This window comes from Gellertiella hungarica (genome assembly GCF_014197145.1).
Lineage (GTDB): Bacteria > Pseudomonadota > Alphaproteobacteria > Rhizobiales > Rhizobiaceae > Gellertiella > Gellertiella hungarica.
This window is the reverse complement of record NZ_JACIEZ010000003.1, coordinates 125,576-140,764: the sequence shown is the minus strand read 5'-3', so window position 1 is coordinate 140,764 and position 15,189 is coordinate 125,576. Positions and strand designations below refer to the sequence as shown.

Sequence of the window (15,189 nt, the reverse complement as noted above, 5' to 3'; positions counted from 1 at the left end):
CTACCCCTTCAGGATCCCGCCAGCCTCGAGCACCGCCTCGGGCGTATCCACGTCCAGATGCGCAGCCTCGCCGATTTCGACATCCACGACAGGAAGACCGGATGTCTCGATGATGGTTCTTGCACCGCTATCGCCCTCCAGCCGGCGAAGCGCCGGAAAAAGCGCCTTCGGCAGCACCACCGGATTGCCCCGTTTGCCGGCAGAGACGGCACGCACGACGGCCCGTCCTCCCTCCGCCCGGAACGTATCGACCAGCGTCCCGATGTCATTCGCCGAAACGCCGGGCATGTCCGCCAGCATGACCAGGACACCATCGGCATCGGCCACGGCAGGGAGGTCGAGCCCCGTCGCAAGCGAGCTTGCCATCCCGCTCGTATAATCGGGATTGTGCGCGATCACGGCACCGAGACCCCCCAGCGCGGCCCGGATCTCCTCCGCACGAAACCCCGTGACCACCGCGACGCAGTCTACCCGTCCCTGCTGCACGATCCGGGTCGATCGCCTGACCAGCGGTTCTCCGGAAAACTCCGCCAGCAACTTGTGTCCGCCATTGCCCATGCGGCTTGCCCTGCCGGCTGCAAGCACAAGTCCGGCGACGCGGAGCTTCTCGGGAGGCGGTTCCGTCGCCTCGCGCGGGCTTGGCCGTATCGGGATTTCCTTCAGCAGCCCGCCGACGCCCCAGCCGGTGAGATCGTCCGGTTCAGGCATCCTGCCTGCAAGGATGCGGTTCAGCACCCAGTCGAAGCCGTTCTCCGCAGGACTGCGGGCACAGCCCGGCGCACCGATGACCGGCACGCCCGCGACCTCGCCGAGCACGAGCAGGTTGCCGGGATCGACGGGCAGCCCCGCGTGAATGACCCTTCCACCCGCCGCCCGGACCGCCGCCGGAATGACGTCGTCGAAATCGGTCAGGGCCGAAGCGCCGAAAATGACGACAAGGCGATCCCTCTCCCGCTCGCCGACGGGCGTGCGGATCACGGCTGCAACGGCCTCGGCACGATGCGGAACGCGGATCTCCCGCACGATGCTGCTGCCCGACGGATGAAGCCTGCGGGCAAGCACCCGGGCCGTCTTGTCCATGACGGAAGGCTTGAGGCCCGGAAGCTCGGTCGCAATCAGCGTAACCGCATGCGGTCTGAAGGGCAGCACGTCGAAGGGCCGGGAACCCGCGAGCAGACCCTCCGCCTCGGCAACCCTCGATTCTGCAACCGCAAGCGGGATGATCTTCACCGTTCCCACCATCTCGCCATCCGCGACCGGCACGTGGCTTTCGAGACAGGCAAAGGTGATGGCAGGATCGATGCGGTTGAGACGATGGACCGCCTCCCGATCGGCGATGAACAGGCCGTTTGCGGTGGCATGCACGTTCACGCGCCCGGTTGCCGCCTGTGTCACCCGATGGTGACTGCCCGGAAAGGCAGATGCAATCCGTTGTGCAGCAGCATCCTCGCCAAGATCGCCGGGCTCGAGCCGGACGGCGATCACCTCGTTCACCCCGCAGGCCTGCAGGCGCTCCGCCTCCCCTTGCGTAAGGCGATGCCCCTTGGGGAAGCTCAGGTCCGCGACGCGCACCGAATGGGCCAGCACCAGCCCCTCGCCTTCCGTCAGCGAAAACGAACCGAACCTCATGCTCCGTCACCTGCCGGTGACGCAAGACCGCGCCGGCGATAGGCCGCGATGATGTCGCCCAGCACGGCAACGGCAATTTCCGCCGGCGTGGCCGCTCCGATATCGAGCCCGATGGGAGCCGAGATACGGGCAATTTCGCTCTCCGTATGCCCCAGGGCGAGGAGCCGCTCGACGCGCTTCACATGGGTCTTGCGGCTGCCAAGAGCCCCCACGTAGAAACAGCCGGCAGATAGCGCCGCCGACAGCGGGAAATCGTCGATCTTGGGATCATGGGTCAGGGCCGCGAGCGCTGTGTGGGCATCGAGCGGCCGCTCCGCAAGCACATCCTCCGGCCAATCCGCCCGGAGATCCACCCCATCGAAACGTTCCGGCGTGGCAAATGCGGTGCGCGGGTCGATGACCGAGAGGTCGTAGCCCGCGATCCGTGCCATAGGCGCCAGCGCCTGGCTGATGTGTACGGCCCCGATCACCACGATCCGGACCGGCGGCAGGTAGACATTCACGAAGGCGTTGCCGCTTTCGAGCTCCACCGGGCCGGGCTTGCCCGTACGGAAAGCGCGGGCAAGCGCCTCGCCCAATGGTCCGTCGGGCAGATCGTTCTCGTGGAAAACCCGGTCCGTCTCTCCCGCCGGCCCCGTCAGCGTCGCGACGGCCTTCCGGTTGACGCGGGCGCGGTTGATCGCGTGCAGGACCTCGCGCTTCATCCGCCAATCCTTTCGAGCTGCACCCGGATGCGACCGCCGCAGGAGAGGCCGACGCGCCAGGCCGTTTCATCCGCCACCCCGAATTCGAGCATGCGGGGCTCCCTAGAGGCAATCACCTCGGCGGCCTCGGTGATGACGGCGCCCTCGACGCAACCGCCCGAGACAGAGCCGAGGAAGTTGCCGTCGGAATCGACCACCAGATGGCTGCCGACCGGCCGCGGCGCCGACCCCCAGGTCTCGATCACGGTTGCGAGCGCCACGCCCCGTCCCTCGGCAAGCCACACTTCGGCGGCAATCAGCGGATCCTGTACATCCTGCATCGCAAAGCTCCTTCCTCGGTCAGGCGGCACCGGCATCACCGAAGGCGAACCGGCGATCGGTGCGGTTGCCATGGCCTGCAAGCGCCTCCACCAGCGCATCCAGCGAATCGAGATTATGCACCGCGCGGAACTCGTCCACATGGGGCATCATGGCCTTCACCCCCCTTGCACGCGCCTCGAAGCCTTCGAAACGCAAAAGCGGATTGAGCCAGATCAGCCGCCGGCAGGAGCGATGCAGCCGGTCGATCTCGTGCTCCAGCACATCGACGCCCTCGCGCTCGAGCCCATCGGTCAGAAGCAGCACGATAGCCCCCTGTCCCAGCACGCGCCGGCCCCAAAGCCGGTTGAATTCCTTGAGCGTCTCGCCGATGCGGGTGCCGCCGGACCAATCGGTAACCATGGCCGTGCACGCCTCTACCGCGAGATCCGGATCGCGATTGGCAATCTGGCGGGACACGTTCGTCAGCCGCGTGCCGAAAAGGAAAACATGCACCCGCTTCCGCCGGGAAGCGAGTACATGAAGAAAATGCAGGAACACCCGGCTGTACTGGCTCATCGACCCGGAGATATCGGCAAGGACCACAAGCGGCGGCTGCGCCTCGCGCCGCTTGCGGAAGCGCGGCAGCAGGATGTCACCGCCGCTCCGCAGACTGGCGCGCAACGTCGCTCGTGCGTCGAGCTTGCCGCGCAGTGCCGGGCGAAAACGGCGGAGCTTCACCCGGTCGTCGGGCATGCGAAGCGCCTCGATCGCCTTTCGGGCTGCTGCAAGTTCGGTTGCCGTCATCTGGGCGAAATCCATCTTGCGCAGAACCTCGTTTCCGGAGGCCGTGAAGCGGGCATCGGTTACGACCTCCGGCGGCGCGTCTTCCGCCGCCGGGTTCTGGCGGCGATTGTTGAAGGCGTCGCCGATGCGGGCGGCGCCGGCCCTCTGCTTCTCCGGCTCCTTCCGGGCTCCGGTCGGCAGCATCATCGACATCATCTGCGAGATGTAGTCGCGCGCCCGCCAGAAGAGCTGAAACGCCTCGTCGAAAACCTGCTGATCCTCGCGTCTCTTGACGAAGACGGCGGAGAGGGCCGCATGAAACTCCTCCCGGGAGCCGATGCCAAGGGCCAGCACGGCCTCGATGGCCTCCGTCACGGATGCCGGTCCGACGCGCAGACCTGCCTTGCGAAGTGCGCGGGCAAAATAAACGATGTTGTCGGCAAAGCTGCCGTCGCCTTCGGAAAGGGCGGGGAGTACGAGACCCTGATGCGGCTCCTTCTCCTCCCGCGGGGGCATCATCTCAGGCCTCCGCACTGAGCGAGGCCTTCACCTCGGCCAGCAGTTTCGCACCCTCGCTCCCGGCAAGGCGGGCGATGTCGTCCTGATACTTGAGGAGCGTGCCGATGGTGTCGGAAATGGTCTCGGGGTCCAGCGCCACCCGGTCCAGCTCGGTCAGCGCCGTCGCCCAGTCGATTGTTTCGGCCACGCCGGGATTCTTGAAGAGGTCGAGCCGGCGAAGCCCCTGGACATAGGAGACGATCTCGCGGGACAGGCTCTCCCGACAGCCCGGCACCTTCTGCCGGACAATCTCGAGCTCGAGCTTGGCGGAGGGGTAATCCACCCAATGATACAGGCAGCGGCGCTTCAGCGCATCATGCACCTCGCGGGTGCGATTGGTGGTGATGATCACGATCGGCGGCGCATCGGCCCTGATGGTTCCGAGCTCTGGAATGGTCACCTGAAAATCGGACAGGACTTCCAGCAGGAAGGCCTCGAAAGCCTCGTCCGCGCGGTCCAGCTCGTCGATGAGGAACACCGGGGGTCCCTTTCCAAGCGTCGGGGAAAGCGCCTGCAGCACGGGCCGCCGTATGAGGTGCCGCTCGGAAAACAGGCCCGCCTCGATCTGGTCCCGGTCCCTTTCGCCCGTGGCCTCCGACAGGCGGATGTCGAGCATCTGCGCCGGATAGTTCCATTCGTAGACGGCAGTGGAAATGTCGAGCCCCTCGTAGCACTGGAGGCGGATGAGATCGCGGCCGAGCGCCCGGGAAAGCACCTTGGCAATCTCGGTCTTGCCCACGCCTGCCTCGCCTTCGAGGAAGAGCGGCCGCTTCATCTTGAGGGCGAGGAACACCACGGTGGCCAGCGAACGGCCTGCCAGATAGTTTTCGCCGCCCAGCAGCGAAACGGTTTCCTCGATGCTTCCGGGCAAGCGGGATACGGGATCCGCGGTCATGTCTCCTCCCTTGTTGAGGAGAAGCTTATAGCGTGCGATAGCCCCGGTCCAGATAGATCAGCGCCGCATCCGCAGCGCCGGCGTGTACTGCCATGACCTCGCCGAAGAGAACCGTGTGCGTGGATGTGACCTTGCGGTCGACCACACGGCAATCGAAGGCGACATTGGCCGTCTCGAGTACGGGGGCACCCGTTACCAGCGTTTTCCACTGCCCCAGCGCAAACCGCTCCTCGGCCGTCAGCGGATTGCGTCCGGAAAAGGCCTCCGCCAGCGACTGCATGCCCGCGCCGAGCGAATTCAGGCAGAAGATGCCGCTTTCGAAGAAGATCTCGTTGTTCGGGTTGCCGTTGTTGAGGCAGACGAGGACCGTCGGCGGATTGTCGGAAACCGAGCAGGCAGCGGTGATGGTGACACCCCGGCGGGCCTCTCCCATCGCGGTCGTGACGATCTGCACATGGCCGGCATAGCGCGCCATGGCATCCCGATAGATCTGTGCATCGACCTTGTGCTTGTCCAACACCCTGTGCCTCCAAGATGATCTCGCCCGCGAGGGCATTCCCCCGGCGACCGGGTCCCTCTCATGGACCGGTTCGCGCCAATATGGGATTGATATATTACATTTTCCACAACGCAGGCCGTCGGGGCCCGCGCCAACGCTTTTCCTTTGACGGTTTCGCCGCCGAGGTTAATAGGTATGCAACGAGATAATCCGAGGACGCCGCAGCCGATGGCTTCTGCACGACATTGCATCGCCACCCTGCTCTGCCTGCTGGCGGCAACGACCGTTGCCGCGGACGATTTCACCATCGGCGTCGTTTCCCCGCAGAAAGGACCCTATGCGGTTCTCGGGACGCAGATCGATGCCGGCGCCGGCATCGGCGCGGCGTTGCACGGCAATCGGGTCGTGAGGGTGCCCGACGGGTGCGAAGCGGCCGACGGCGCGGAAATTGCGCGCCAGCTCATCGAGGCAAAGGCACAGGTCGCCACCGGATTTCTCTGCACGGAATCGCTTGAGGCGGCTCTTCCCGCGCTGAAAGAGGCCGGGATTCCGGCGATCGCTCTCGGTGTCCGCTCCGATATCCTCATGGAAGATGCGCTCAAGAACGGCTGGCCCCTCTTCAGGCTCGGCCCGTCGCAGGCAGCGGAGGTGCAAAAGCTCGCTTCCGTGATCGGTACAGTCTGGAGCGCCGAGCCCTTCGCGCTGGTGGATGATGGTGCCATCGGCAATCACGACCTGGTGGAGCGGCTGCGCGTGGCGCTTGAGGAAAGCGGCGTGAAGCCGGTGCTGATGGACACGCTGCGGCCCGGGCAGGACCAGCAGCTGACGCTGGTGCGGCATCTGTCGTCGGCGGGCGTGCTGCGTGTCTTCGTCGCCGCAGACCGGGACGATATCGCCGTGCTTGCCCGCGACCTGATCGAACAGGCGGCCCCGATCAGCGTCCTGGCGGGATCGACCATAGAGACGACGCCGGAGGCGATCCCCCTCCCTGCCGGGGTGCAGGGCCTCGTGGTCAAGGACCCCGCGCAGGATCCTGCCAATGCCGATCTCGTCAAGGACATGCGCGTAAAGGGCGTCGAACCGGAGGGTTACGTCCTGCCGGCCCTTGCCGCGCAGATTGTCGCCGATCAGGCCCTTGCCGCAGCCGGGAGCGAGGGCAAGCCGCTTATCGAGGTGCTGACCGGACGTGCCTTCGACACGCCCGTCGGGCCGGTGCGCTTCACCGACAGGCACGAGCTGACGGAAAATCCCTTCGTGATCCAGCAATGGAACGGAAAGGCCTTTGTCGCGCCACCGGCGCAATAGCGGGTCTGTCCCAGGGATTGCGGGCTTTTTCAGCGCATGCCAGTTGCGAAGCCGGCAGGCGCGGTGCTATGTGCCGCGGCAAGAGCCCGCGCTCTGAAACCGTGTTTGCAGGAAACCGTCATGACGCTGCCCCTCCGGATCGCCCCCTCCATCCTCGCTGCCAACTATGCCAAGCTTGGCCAGGAAGTCGCCGACGTGACGGCTGCCGGTGCAGACTGGATCCACCTGGACGTCATGGACGGTCATTTCGTGCCGAACATTTCCTTCGGTCCCGACGTGATCAAGGCATTGCGGCCGCACACCGATGCCATCTTCGACTGCCATCTGATGATCTCGCCGGCCGATCCCTACCTGGAGGCTTTTGCCAAGGCGGGCTGCGACATCATCACCGTGCATGCCGAGGCGGGGCCGCATCTCCATCGCTCCGTCCAGTCGATCAGGGCCATGGGCCGCAAGGCCGGCGTTTCGCTCAACCCGGCAACACCGCTCTCCGTACTCGAACACGTCATCTCCGAAATCGATCTGGTGCTGATCATGACGGTCAACCCCGGTTTCGGTGGACAGAAATACATCCATGCGATGACCGACAAGATCCGCGCCGCACGCGCGCTTATCGGCGACCGCCCGATCGAGCTCGAGGTGGATGGCGGCATCACCGCCGAAACGGCGCCGCTTGCCTTTGGTGCCGGAGCCAACGCGCTGGTTGCGGGCTCTGCCGTCTTCAAGGGCGATGGCGCGGAAGACTACCGCAAGACCATCGCGCTGCTGCGCCAGTCGGTCGGGGCCTGACCGGGTTGGCGGCGGGCGGCGCAGGCGAGCTACCGGCAAGGGGCAAGGCCCCGCGCCCCGGCGGTGCCTCCCGCTCCTTTCCGATGATCATGCTCGTCGGCGGCATCCTCTGGGGCCTCGCCATGGTTGCCAGCATGCTCGTCTACCAGTGGCAGCATTTCGGCCTCAACACGTTTCATCTGGCTTCCCTCTGCCGCTTCTATTTTGCCGGAGGGTTCCTCGGATGGACGGTCAGTCTGCCGATCGCCCGGTGGATCGGCAGGCGGCGGAGCCGGGAGACCCGCCTTGCAGCCTGCATGCTTGGCCTGACGCTCGGCACGCTCGGCTTCACGGCCCTTGTCTTTGCCATCGAGTACAGATCCTTCTATGCCCGCTGGCACGACCCGGTCTTCACGCTCACGTGGGGCATCCAGCTGGTCGCGACCACGCTCGGTGCCTGCTATCAGTTCCTCGTGCTCGGCCTGCCCCAGTACCTGCCAATCGCATTTCCCCTGTTGCTCGTCGTCAGTTTCGCGCTTGCGAAATGGATTCGTTGAGATCGCCGGCGCCATTTGCTAAAGCGGCGCCATCCTACGCTTGAAAGAAGGCTCCTCCCATGATCCCGCGCTATTCCCGGCCCGAAATGGTTTCCATCTGGTCCCCGGAAACCAAGTTCCGCATCTGGTTCGAAATCGAAGCCCATGCCTGCGATGCGCTGGCGAAACTGGGTGTGATCCCGGCAGACGCCGCGCGCACCATATGGGAAAAGGGCGGGGCTGCCACCTTCGACGTCGCGCGCATCGACGAAATCGAGGCGGTCACCAAGCATGACGTCATCGCTTTCCTCACCCACCTCGCCGAAATCGTCGGCCCCGACGCGCGCTTCGTGCATCAGGGCATGACGTCGTCCGACGTTCTCGATACCTGCTTCAACGTCCAGCTGGTGCGCGCCACGGATCTGCTGCTCGCCGATCTCGACAAGCTGCTTGCCGCCCTCAAGCGCCGCGCCTTCGAGCACAAGGACACGGTCACCATCGGCCGCTCGCACGGCATCCATGCAGAGCCCACCACCTTCGGCGTCAAGATGGCGCTTGCCTATGCCGAATTCGAACGCTGCCGCACCCGCCTCGTCGCCGCGCGCGAAGAGGTTGCGACCTGCGCGATCTCCGGCGCCGTCGGCACCTTCGCCAACATCGATCCGCGCGTCGAGGAGCATGTGGCCGAGGCGATGGGCCTCAAGGCCGAGCCGGTCTCCACGCAGGTCATTCCGCGCGATCGTCACGCCATGTACTTCGCAACGCTGGGCGTGATCGCCTCCTCGATCGAGCGTCTCGCGACCGAAATCCGCCACCTGCAGCGCACCGAGGTACTGGAAGCGGAGGAGTATTTCTCCCCGGGCCAGAAGGGCTCGTCGGCCATGCCGCACAAGCGTAACCCGGTGCTGACGGAAAACCTGACCGGTCTCGCCCGCATGGTCCGCTCCTACGCCATGCCCGCGATGGAAAACGTGGCGCTCTGGCACGAGCGTGACATCTCCCACTCCTCCGTAGAGCGCATGATCGGCCCCGACGCGACCGTGACGCTCGACTTCGCCCTCGCCCGCCTGACGGGCGTGATCGACAAGCTGCTCGTCTACCCCGACAACATGATGAAGAACCTCAACAAGTTCCGCGGCCTCGTGCATTCGCAGCGCGTGCTGCTGGCACTCACGCAGGCGGGCCTCTCGCGCGAGGATTCCTACCGTCTCGTGCAGCGCAACGCGATGAAGGTGTGGGAAGAAGGCAAGGACTTCCTCGAAGAGCTTCTGGCCGACCAGGAAGTGCGCGCGGCCCTTTCCGAAGAGGAAATCCGCGAGAAGTTCGACCTCGGCTATCACACGAAGCACGTGGACACGATCTTCACCCGCGTTTTCGGCTCGGCGACGGCCTGACACCGCCACGACGCTGGACCGGGCTAATCTGTGCTCCGCCGTTTTGGCGGAGCATTTTTATGTATTGATTTTATAATTCGTCATCAATTTTTCGCCTATATCGTCGCCCGTCAAGGACATGCTTATTCCAGACGGGAACAGCACATGCACAAGAACGGCATCAGGCATTACGCACCTGTCATCGGTGGACAGGCATTCGGAAAGCTGAAGCAGCGCGAGCAGGTCGTTCGCGAGGAGCGGGAAACCTGCGCCTTCACGGTGGAAATCAATGCCCAGGAGTTTTCCGGAGAGGCGGAGATCGTCAACATGTCTCGGTCCGGCATGGCGCTGCGCACGTCCGAAAAGACGCCGCACCTCCCCGGTGCCCGCATCACCGTGACGGGACCCGAAGTGGGCGTGCTGGCCGGAACCGCCCGCTGGCAGCGCGGCGACGAGATCGGCGTACAGTTCGACCGCATGACGAATACGAAGGCCCGTCTGAAGGCCTATTTCGGCTTTCTCAAGAAGCGCTCCTGAAGCCTTCGGCAGGCCGCTTGCCTCTTGACGCAAGGACGCTCCGCACGCACATAGGCCGCATGAAAGCAGCAGACGCAGACATCCTGATCATCCCCGGTTACACCAATTCGGGCGAACACCACTGGCAGACCCGCTGGCAGTCGCGGTTGAAGAGCGCGCGCCGCGTGGAGCAGGCCGAATGGTCGAAACCGGTGCGCGAAGACTGGGTCGCCCGGGTTGCGGAAGAGGTGAATGCCGCGACCAAGCCGGTCGTCCTCGTCGCGCACTCGCTCGGCGTTCCGACGGCGCTGCACGCCATACCCGAGTTTCGCAAGCGTGTGGCCGGCGCCTTTCTCGTCGCTCCGCCGGAAGTCACCAATCCCGCCATCCGCCCGAAGCATCTGATGACCTTCGGGCCTTACCCCGAGATGCCCCTTCCCTTCCCGTCGATCACCATCGCAAGCCGCAACGATCCGTTCGGCAGCTTCGCACATGCCGAGAAGATGGCAAAGGCATGGGGCTCGCTCTTCATCGACGCAGGGGAATCCGGCCACATCAACGCCGAATCCGGCCATGGTCCGTGGCCGGAAGGAACAATGGTCTTCGCCCAGTTCCTTTCGCGCCTTCCCATGTCAGTTTGAGACATCAAACTTTAGTTCTGTGACATATGTTGTATCTTCTGTTACGATTTAAGATGAAATTAAGTCGTGACAGCGATAGTTCGACATAATCACGCCAACGGACTGAAATCTTGTCTCCGAAGCCGCTCTTTTTCAAGGGAAATCAGGCAGATCCGACCCCTGCAGAGGCGGAGGAGCGGTGGCGCGACTACCAGTTCGAATACTGCCTGGTCACCCTCGGCACGGATGCGCGGGTGCTGGGCGTCCTCAGCAGCGACAACTGCCCCTTCGCGATTGACCAGGGAGCGGCCATCGGCCGTCCGCTTGCGGAACTGATACACCCGCATGACCAGCCGGTCCTGTTAAGGATGATTTCCGAAAGCGCCCGCCGGCCGGATGTGCCCTTTCATGCGCAGGTGCGCTTCGGCACGCGCGACTTGCACCATTGGGTGCTGGTGATTTTCGGCGCGCGCGCCTCCGGTTCGTCGGACCGCGTAGAGGTCCAGCTTGTCCCGACCCGCACCCCTTCGGATGTGCTTGATGATCTCGTTGAGCGGGAAAGCCGCTGGAACCACGCGCTCGTGGGATCGGACCTGGGCGTGTGGGACCATAATTTCCGCACCGGCAGCTATTATTATTCCGACGTGTGGAAGAGCCTGCGCGGCATTCCCGTCGAGGAAGAGGTCAATCCGAATTTCGACGACTGGATCCGGAACATCCACCCGGATGACCAGGCGCGGGTGATCGAGGCCGTCGCAGGGCAGAATGCGGGCGACGAGCGCTATCAGGTTTTCGAGTATCGCGAGCGGCATCGCGAAGGCCATTTCATCTGGATCGAGTGCCGTGGCTCCGTGGTGGAGTGGGACCAGGACGGCACGCCGCTGCGTGTTGTCGGAACGGACACCGACATCACCAAGCGCAAGGAAGACGAAGCGCGGCTGGAGAAGCTCTCCCAGCGCCTCGAAATGGCGCTCGACGTCTCGCAGATCGGCGTGTTCGAGGCCGATCTGGAGACCGGGCCTGCGGATTGGGACGACAACGTCCTCAAGATCTTCGGTCTGGAAGGCACCGAGCACCTGAAGCCCTTCAGCGTCTGGGAAAGCATGATCCTGCCGGAGGATCGCGCCCGGGCCGTGGATGTCGCCGACACCGGCGCCGAGGACAAGAAGCCCTTCCGCAACGAATACCGCATTCGCCGGCCCGATGGCAGCGTTCGCTATATCCGCGCCCGCGCTGCCCCTTTCCGGACCTCGTCCGGTGTAAACCGCATGATCGGCGCGAACTGGGACGTAACCGAAGACGTGCTCCTGCGCCAGGAGCTCGCCGCCGCCAAGGACCTTGCGGAAGCCCGCAACAAGGAGCTCGAAGAGGTTCACGCCCGCATCCGGCACAATGCGCTGCACGACTACCTGACCGGCCTGCCGAACCGCCGCTATCTCGAGGAAATCCTCGAGCGCGAGACGGCGCTGGGCGCAAAGGACCGGCGGCCGCTCTCCGTCCTTCACATCGACCTGAACCGCTTCAAGCAGATCAACGACACGCTCGGCCACGAAGCCGGAGACGTCGTTCTCAAGGAAGCGACGACCGTGTTGCGCGGCCTGGTGCGCGGTAACGATTTCGTCGCCCGCATCGGTGGCGACGAATTTGCCTTCGTTTCCCGCTCCCTCAACACGCCGCGGCGGCTTGCAGCCCTTGCCGACCAGATCATCCGCGAGCTTTCCAAGCCCGTGCCCTATCATGGCCATGCCATCCGCATTGGCGCCAGCATCGGCATCGCGATCGCGGAAGGTGAAAAGATCGACGGAAAACAGCTGCTGCTGAACGCCGACATCGCGCTCTATCGCGCCAAAAGCCGAGGCCGAAACCGTCACGAGTTCTTCTCGCCGGAAACGCAGGACGCGATCATCCGAACCAAGCGCCTCTCGGACGAAATCCTCCACGCGCTGGAGAACCGGGAATTCATCCCCTTCTACCAGCCCCAGTTCTTCGCCGATGACCTGCGTCTGGCTGGAATGGAAACACTGGTACGCTGGAAGCATCCGGAACGCGGCATCATCACGCCCGACCAGTTCCTCTCGGTCGCCACCGATCTGGATGTCGTTTCCACCATTGATGCCTTCGTGCTGGAGCAGGCTCTGTCCGACCTCAACCGCTGGGAGCGCGACGGGCTTGCCATAGACCGCATATCGGTCAATGTCTCCGCCCGGAGACTGGACGACCCGCAGCTGATCCGGAAACTGAAATCGCTGAAGATCCGCCCCGGAACGGTGTCCTTCGAATTGCTGGAATCGATCTTTCTCGACGATCATGACAAGGGGACGGCCGATACGCTCGCCGCCCTCAGGTCGCTCGGAATCCAGATCGAGATCGACGACTTCGGAACCGGACACGCGTCGATCATCAGCCTGATGAAGATCAACCCCCACATTCTCAAGATAGACCGGGAGCTGGTCCGCTCGTTGCCCGATTCGACCGAGCAGCGCCGCCTGGTGGCCTCGATCGTGGAGATCGGCAAATCGCTCGACATCAAGGTTCTGGCCGAGGGCGTGGAAACCCGCGAGCACATCCGCATCCTGAAGGACGTGGGATGCGACATCCTGCAGGGCTACGGCCTTGCGAGGCCCATGCCGGCGGATGCCATTCCGAATTTCATCCGTGAGAAGCGGTGGATGGGCTGACCCGCCTCGCCGTTCGTCGCGCATGAAAAAAGCCGCCCCGAAGGCGGCTTTTCGATTCGCGGGCAAGCCGAGGCTTATTCCTCGAACAGCTGGCGCTTTGCCTCAGCATGCAGCTCGGTCATCTTCTGGACGATCTGCTCTTCGGTCATCGCCACGTTGGCGGCGTCGAAGTCGCCCTTCACCTTGCGGATGACGTCGTCATCGCCCGCTTCCTGGAAATCGGCGGCGACCACTTCCTTCGCATAGGCTTCCGCATCGGCCTTGCCGATCTGGCCGGCGACCCAAAGGCCGAGCAGCTTGTTGCGGCGGGCAACGGCCTTGAACTTCATTTCCTCGTCGTGGGCGAACTTGTTTTCGAACGCCTTTTCGCGGTCACTCATGCCAGTCATCGGGCAGTCTCCTAAAGATGAACCAGAATGCTAATTCTGACCTCCATTAATCGAAGCCCGTGGCAAAATTCAATCGGCGAAACACCAAATTCGCCGATTGGGCAACGCAATCTTCCGGCATCGAGGAGGATTGCGGCGTGCGACCGGGTCTGTCGCTTCGCCTTCGGCTTCGATAATCGTCCGAAGGAGGTGCTGCTGCATTGTGAATTGTGTTCTTTTCCTTTATGGGACGCGCTAACACATTCCCTGCGCCCACCGATGGCGCCTATTGACAGAGACAGCATCATGAACCGTCGCCGCCGTATATACGAAGGCAAGGGCAAGATCCTTTATGAAGGTCCCGAGCCGGGCACGCTCATCCAGTTCTTCAAGGATGACGCCACGGCCTTCAACAAAAAGAAGCACGAAGTCATCGACGGCAAGGGCGTGCTCAACAACCGGATCTGCGAGTACATCTTCTCGCACCTGAACCGCATCGGCATCCCGACCCATTTCCTGCGTCGGCTGAACATGCGCGAGCAGCTCATCCGGGAAGTGGAGATGATCCCGCTCGAGATCGTGGTGCGCAACGTCGCCGCTGGTTCGCTTGCAAAGCGCCTGGGCATCGAAGAAGGCACCATCCTCCCGCGTTCGATTATCGAATTCTACTACAAGTCCGATGCGCTCGATGACCCGATGGTTTCCGAAGAGCACATCACGGCCTTCGGCTGGGCCAACCCTGCCGAACTCGACGACATCATGGCGCTCGCCATCCGCGTCAACGATTTCATGACCGGCCTTTTCCTCGGCGTCGGCATCCAGCTGGTGGACTTCAAGATCGAATGCGGTCGCCTGTTCGAGGGCGACATGATGCGGATCATCCTGGCGGACGAGATCTCGCCCGACAGCTGCCGCCTTTGGGATATCGAGACCCGCAACAAGCTGGACAAGGACCGCTTCCGCGAGGATCTGGGGGGCCTTCTGGAGGCCTATCAGGAAGTTGCCCGCCGTCTCGGCATCATCAATGAAAACGAACCCGTGCGCGGCATGGGACCCGTACTCGTCAAGTAAGCAGGGGATAAGACCAGTGATCAAGGCACGTGTGACCGTCACGCTCAAGAACGGCGTTCTCGACCCGCAGGGCAAGGCAATCGAAGGCGCTCTCGGCAGCCTCGGTTTCTCCGGCATCGGCGGCGTCCGCCAGGGCAAGGTCTTCGACCTCGAACTCGCAGAGACCGACAAGGCAAAGGCCGAGGAAACCCTGAAGGCCGTATGTGAGAAGTTGCTTGCAAACACCGTGATCGAGAACTACTCTATCGCCCTCTCCTGAGGTGCGATGGACATGGCAGAGATCACCAGCGACCTGATGTACGAACTGCTGAAGGGAATGCAGGGGAACTTATCCCTCATGCGCAGCGACATCAGGGACGTGAAGCAGGAGATCAATGCCATGCGTGGTACGATGGTTTCCATGCAGCAGGACATCCATGATATCTATGGCATCCTGTTCCAGCATGGCGATTGCCTTGACCGCATCGAGTGGCGCCTCGATCTGCGTGAGCTTGCGGAAGCCGGCGTTCCATTCGATTATAGCGGCTGATAACTGCCTCATATTCGCCCATCCGCCATGCCAGGAAATGGCGGATGGACCAAGCCA

The 15,189-nt window shown here is 63.5% G+C and carries 17 protein-coding genes; 10 read left to right on the top strand and 7 right to left on the bottom strand.

The genetic code is table 11. The annotated features are described in order from the left end of the window. From GGR23_RS09170 to GGR23_RS09145, 6 genes are read right to left on the bottom strand one after another with little or no spacing between them, the layout of a single operon-like run. Positions 1-1,629, bottom strand: a complete 1,629-nt coding sequence (locus GGR23_RS09170) for an NTP transferase domain-containing protein (protein WP_183365912.1) — start codon at positions 1,627-1,629, stop codon at positions 1-3. Further along, a complete protein-coding gene (locus tag GGR23_RS09165) occupies positions 1,626-2,333 on the bottom strand; it encodes an XdhC family protein (protein ID WP_183365911.1) in 708 nt (235 codons plus the stop codon). The genes GGR23_RS09170 and GGR23_RS09165 overlap by 4 nt, the downstream gene beginning before the upstream one ends. Next, complete coding sequence (locus GGR23_RS09160) at positions 2,330-2,653, bottom strand: XdhC family protein (RefSeq protein ID WP_183365910.1); 324 nt, start codon at positions 2,651-2,653, stop codon at positions 2,330-2,332. The genes GGR23_RS09165 and GGR23_RS09160 overlap by 4 nt, the downstream gene beginning before the upstream one ends. A 19-nt stretch (positions 2,654-2,672) precedes the next feature. Next, positions 2,673-3,935, bottom strand: coding sequence for a vWA domain-containing protein (locus GGR23_RS09155; protein WP_382339986.1), 1,263 nt, complete (start codon positions 3,933-3,935; stop codon positions 2,673-2,675). A gap of 1 nt (position 3,936) precedes the next feature. Beyond that, positions 3,937-4,869 (bottom strand): AAA family ATPase, encoded by a 933-nt coding sequence (locus GGR23_RS09150; protein ID WP_183365909.1) that lies wholly within the window; start codon positions 4,867-4,869, stop codon positions 3,937-3,939. A 25-nt stretch (positions 4,870-4,894) separates the two neighbouring features. Next, the gene (locus GGR23_RS09145) at positions 4,895-5,386 is read right to left on the bottom strand and encodes a flavin reductase (protein ID WP_382339983.1); all 492 of its coding nucleotides are present in this window, start codon (positions 5,384-5,386) and stop codon (positions 4,895-4,897) included. Positions 5,387-5,596: 210 nt separating this feature from the next. Between GGR23_RS09145 and GGR23_RS09140 the strand changes: the two genes are divergently transcribed. The 7 genes from GGR23_RS09140 (at position 5,597) to GGR23_RS09110 (ending at position 13,164) form a co-directional block, all read left to right on the top strand. Beyond that, entirely contained in the window at positions 5,597-6,673 is a 1,077-nt protein-coding gene (locus tag GGR23_RS09140; protein ID WP_183365907.1) for an ABC transporter substrate-binding protein, read from the top strand. 120 nt (positions 6,674-6,793) lie between these two features. Beyond that, positions 6,794-7,462, top strand: coding sequence for a ribulose-phosphate 3-epimerase (rpe, locus tag GGR23_RS09135; RefSeq protein WP_183365906.1), 669 nt, complete (start codon positions 6,794-6,796; stop codon positions 7,460-7,462). A gap of 83 nt (positions 7,463-7,545) precedes the next feature. Then, positions 7,546-7,998, top strand: a complete 453-nt coding sequence (locus GGR23_RS09130) for a hypothetical protein (protein WP_183365905.1) — start codon at positions 7,546-7,548, stop codon at positions 7,996-7,998. 59 nt (positions 7,999-8,057) lie between these two features. Beyond that, positions 8,058-9,371 (top strand): adenylosuccinate lyase, encoded by a 1,314-nt coding sequence (gene purB / locus GGR23_RS09125; RefSeq protein ID WP_183365904.1) that lies wholly within the window; start codon positions 8,058-8,060, stop codon positions 9,369-9,371. Between the two features lie 144 nt (positions 9,372-9,515). Then, positions 9,516-9,887 carry a PilZ domain-containing protein gene (locus GGR23_RS09120; protein ID WP_183365903.1) on the top strand — a complete coding sequence of 124 codons (372 nt, stop codon included), beginning with the start codon at positions 9,516-9,518 and terminating at the stop codon, positions 9,885-9,887. A 59-nt stretch (positions 9,888-9,946) separates the two neighbouring features. Continuing rightward, positions 9,947-10,507: an RBBP9/YdeN family alpha/beta hydrolase gene (locus GGR23_RS09115; RefSeq protein WP_183365902.1), complete on the top strand. Its 561-nt coding sequence runs from the start codon at positions 9,947-9,949 to the stop codon at positions 10,505-10,507. 110 nt (positions 10,508-10,617) lie between these two features. Then, on the top strand, positions 10,618-13,164 hold the full coding sequence (locus GGR23_RS09110) for a sensor domain-containing protein (RefSeq protein ID WP_246365173.1): 2,547 nt from the start codon (positions 10,618-10,620) through the stop codon (positions 13,162-13,164). 74 nt (positions 13,165-13,238) lie between these two features. Here the strand turns inward: GGR23_RS09110 and GGR23_RS09105 are convergent, their stop codons facing one another. Next, positions 13,239-13,553 carry a DUF1476 domain-containing protein gene (locus tag GGR23_RS09105; RefSeq protein ID WP_183365901.1) on the bottom strand — a complete coding sequence of 105 codons (315 nt, stop codon included), beginning with the start codon at positions 13,551-13,553 and terminating at the stop codon, positions 13,239-13,241. 285 nt (positions 13,554-13,838) lie between these two features. Between GGR23_RS09105 and purC the strand changes: the two genes are divergently transcribed. Genes purC through GGR23_RS09090 form a run of 3 tightly spaced genes read left to right on the top strand, consistent with a single transcriptional unit; the run spans position 13,839 to position 15,132 of the window. Beyond that, complete coding sequence (gene purC / locus GGR23_RS09100; protein WP_183365900.1) at positions 13,839-14,603, top strand: phosphoribosylaminoimidazolesuccinocarboxamide synthase; 765 nt, start codon at positions 13,839-13,841, stop codon at positions 14,601-14,603. Positions 14,604-14,619: 16 nt separating this feature from the next. Further along, complete coding sequence (gene purS / locus GGR23_RS09095) at positions 14,620-14,862, top strand: phosphoribosylformylglycinamidine synthase subunit PurS (protein ID WP_183365899.1); 243 nt, start codon at positions 14,620-14,622, stop codon at positions 14,860-14,862. Positions 14,863-14,874: 12 nt separating this feature from the next. After that, positions 14,875-15,132: a hypothetical protein gene (locus GGR23_RS09090; protein ID WP_183365898.1), complete on the top strand. Its 258-nt coding sequence runs from the start codon at positions 14,875-14,877 to the stop codon at positions 15,130-15,132. Positions 15,133-15,189 lie beyond the last annotated feature (57 nt).

What these genes read in the sequence shown, in the direction of transcription:
- GGR23_RS09170 (WP_183365912.1), bottom strand. Translation starts at nt 1,629, where the DNA reads ATGAGGTTCGGTTCGTTTTCGCTGACGGAAGGCGAGGGGCTGGTGCTG.
- GGR23_RS09165 (WP_183365911.1), bottom strand. Translation starts at nt 2,333, where the DNA reads ATGAAGCGCGAGGTCCTGCACGCGATCAACCGCGCCCGCGTCAACCGG.
- GGR23_RS09160 (WP_183365910.1), bottom strand. Translation starts at nt 2,653, where the DNA reads ATGCAGGATGTACAGGATCCGCTGATTGCCGCCGAAGTGTGGCTTGCC.
- GGR23_RS09155 (WP_382339986.1), bottom strand. Translation starts at nt 3,935, where the DNA reads ATGATGCCCCCGCGGGAGGAGAAGGAGCCGCATCAGGGTCTCGTACTC.
- GGR23_RS09150 (WP_183365909.1), bottom strand. Translation starts at nt 4,869, where the DNA reads ATGACCGCGGATCCCGTATCCCGCTTGCCCGGAAGCATCGAGGAAACC.
- GGR23_RS09140 (WP_183365907.1), top strand. Translation starts at nt 5,597, where the DNA reads ATGGCTTCTGCACGACATTGCATCGCCACCCTGCTCTGCCTGCTGGCG.
- rpe (WP_183365906.1), top strand. Translation starts at nt 6,794, where the DNA reads ATGACGCTGCCCCTCCGGATCGCCCCCTCCATCCTCGCTGCCAACTAT.
- GGR23_RS09130 (WP_183365905.1), top strand. Translation starts at nt 7,546, where the DNA reads ATGATCATGCTCGTCGGCGGCATCCTCTGGGGCCTCGCCATGGTTGCC.
- purB (WP_183365904.1), top strand. Translation starts at nt 8,058, where the DNA reads ATGATCCCGCGCTATTCCCGGCCCGAAATGGTTTCCATCTGGTCCCCG.
- GGR23_RS09120 (WP_183365903.1), top strand. Translation starts at nt 9,516, where the DNA reads ATGCACAAGAACGGCATCAGGCATTACGCACCTGTCATCGGTGGACAG.
- GGR23_RS09115 (WP_183365902.1), top strand. Translation starts at nt 9,947, where the DNA reads ATGAAAGCAGCAGACGCAGACATCCTGATCATCCCCGGTTACACCAAT.
- GGR23_RS09105 (WP_183365901.1), bottom strand. Translation starts at nt 13,553, where the DNA reads ATGACTGGCATGAGTGACCGCGAAAAGGCGTTCGAAAACAAGTTCGCC.
- purC (WP_183365900.1), top strand. Translation starts at nt 13,839, where the DNA reads ATGAACCGTCGCCGCCGTATATACGAAGGCAAGGGCAAGATCCTTTAT.
- GGR23_RS09090 (WP_183365898.1), top strand. Translation starts at nt 14,875, where the DNA reads ATGGCAGAGATCACCAGCGACCTGATGTACGAACTGCTGAAGGGAATG.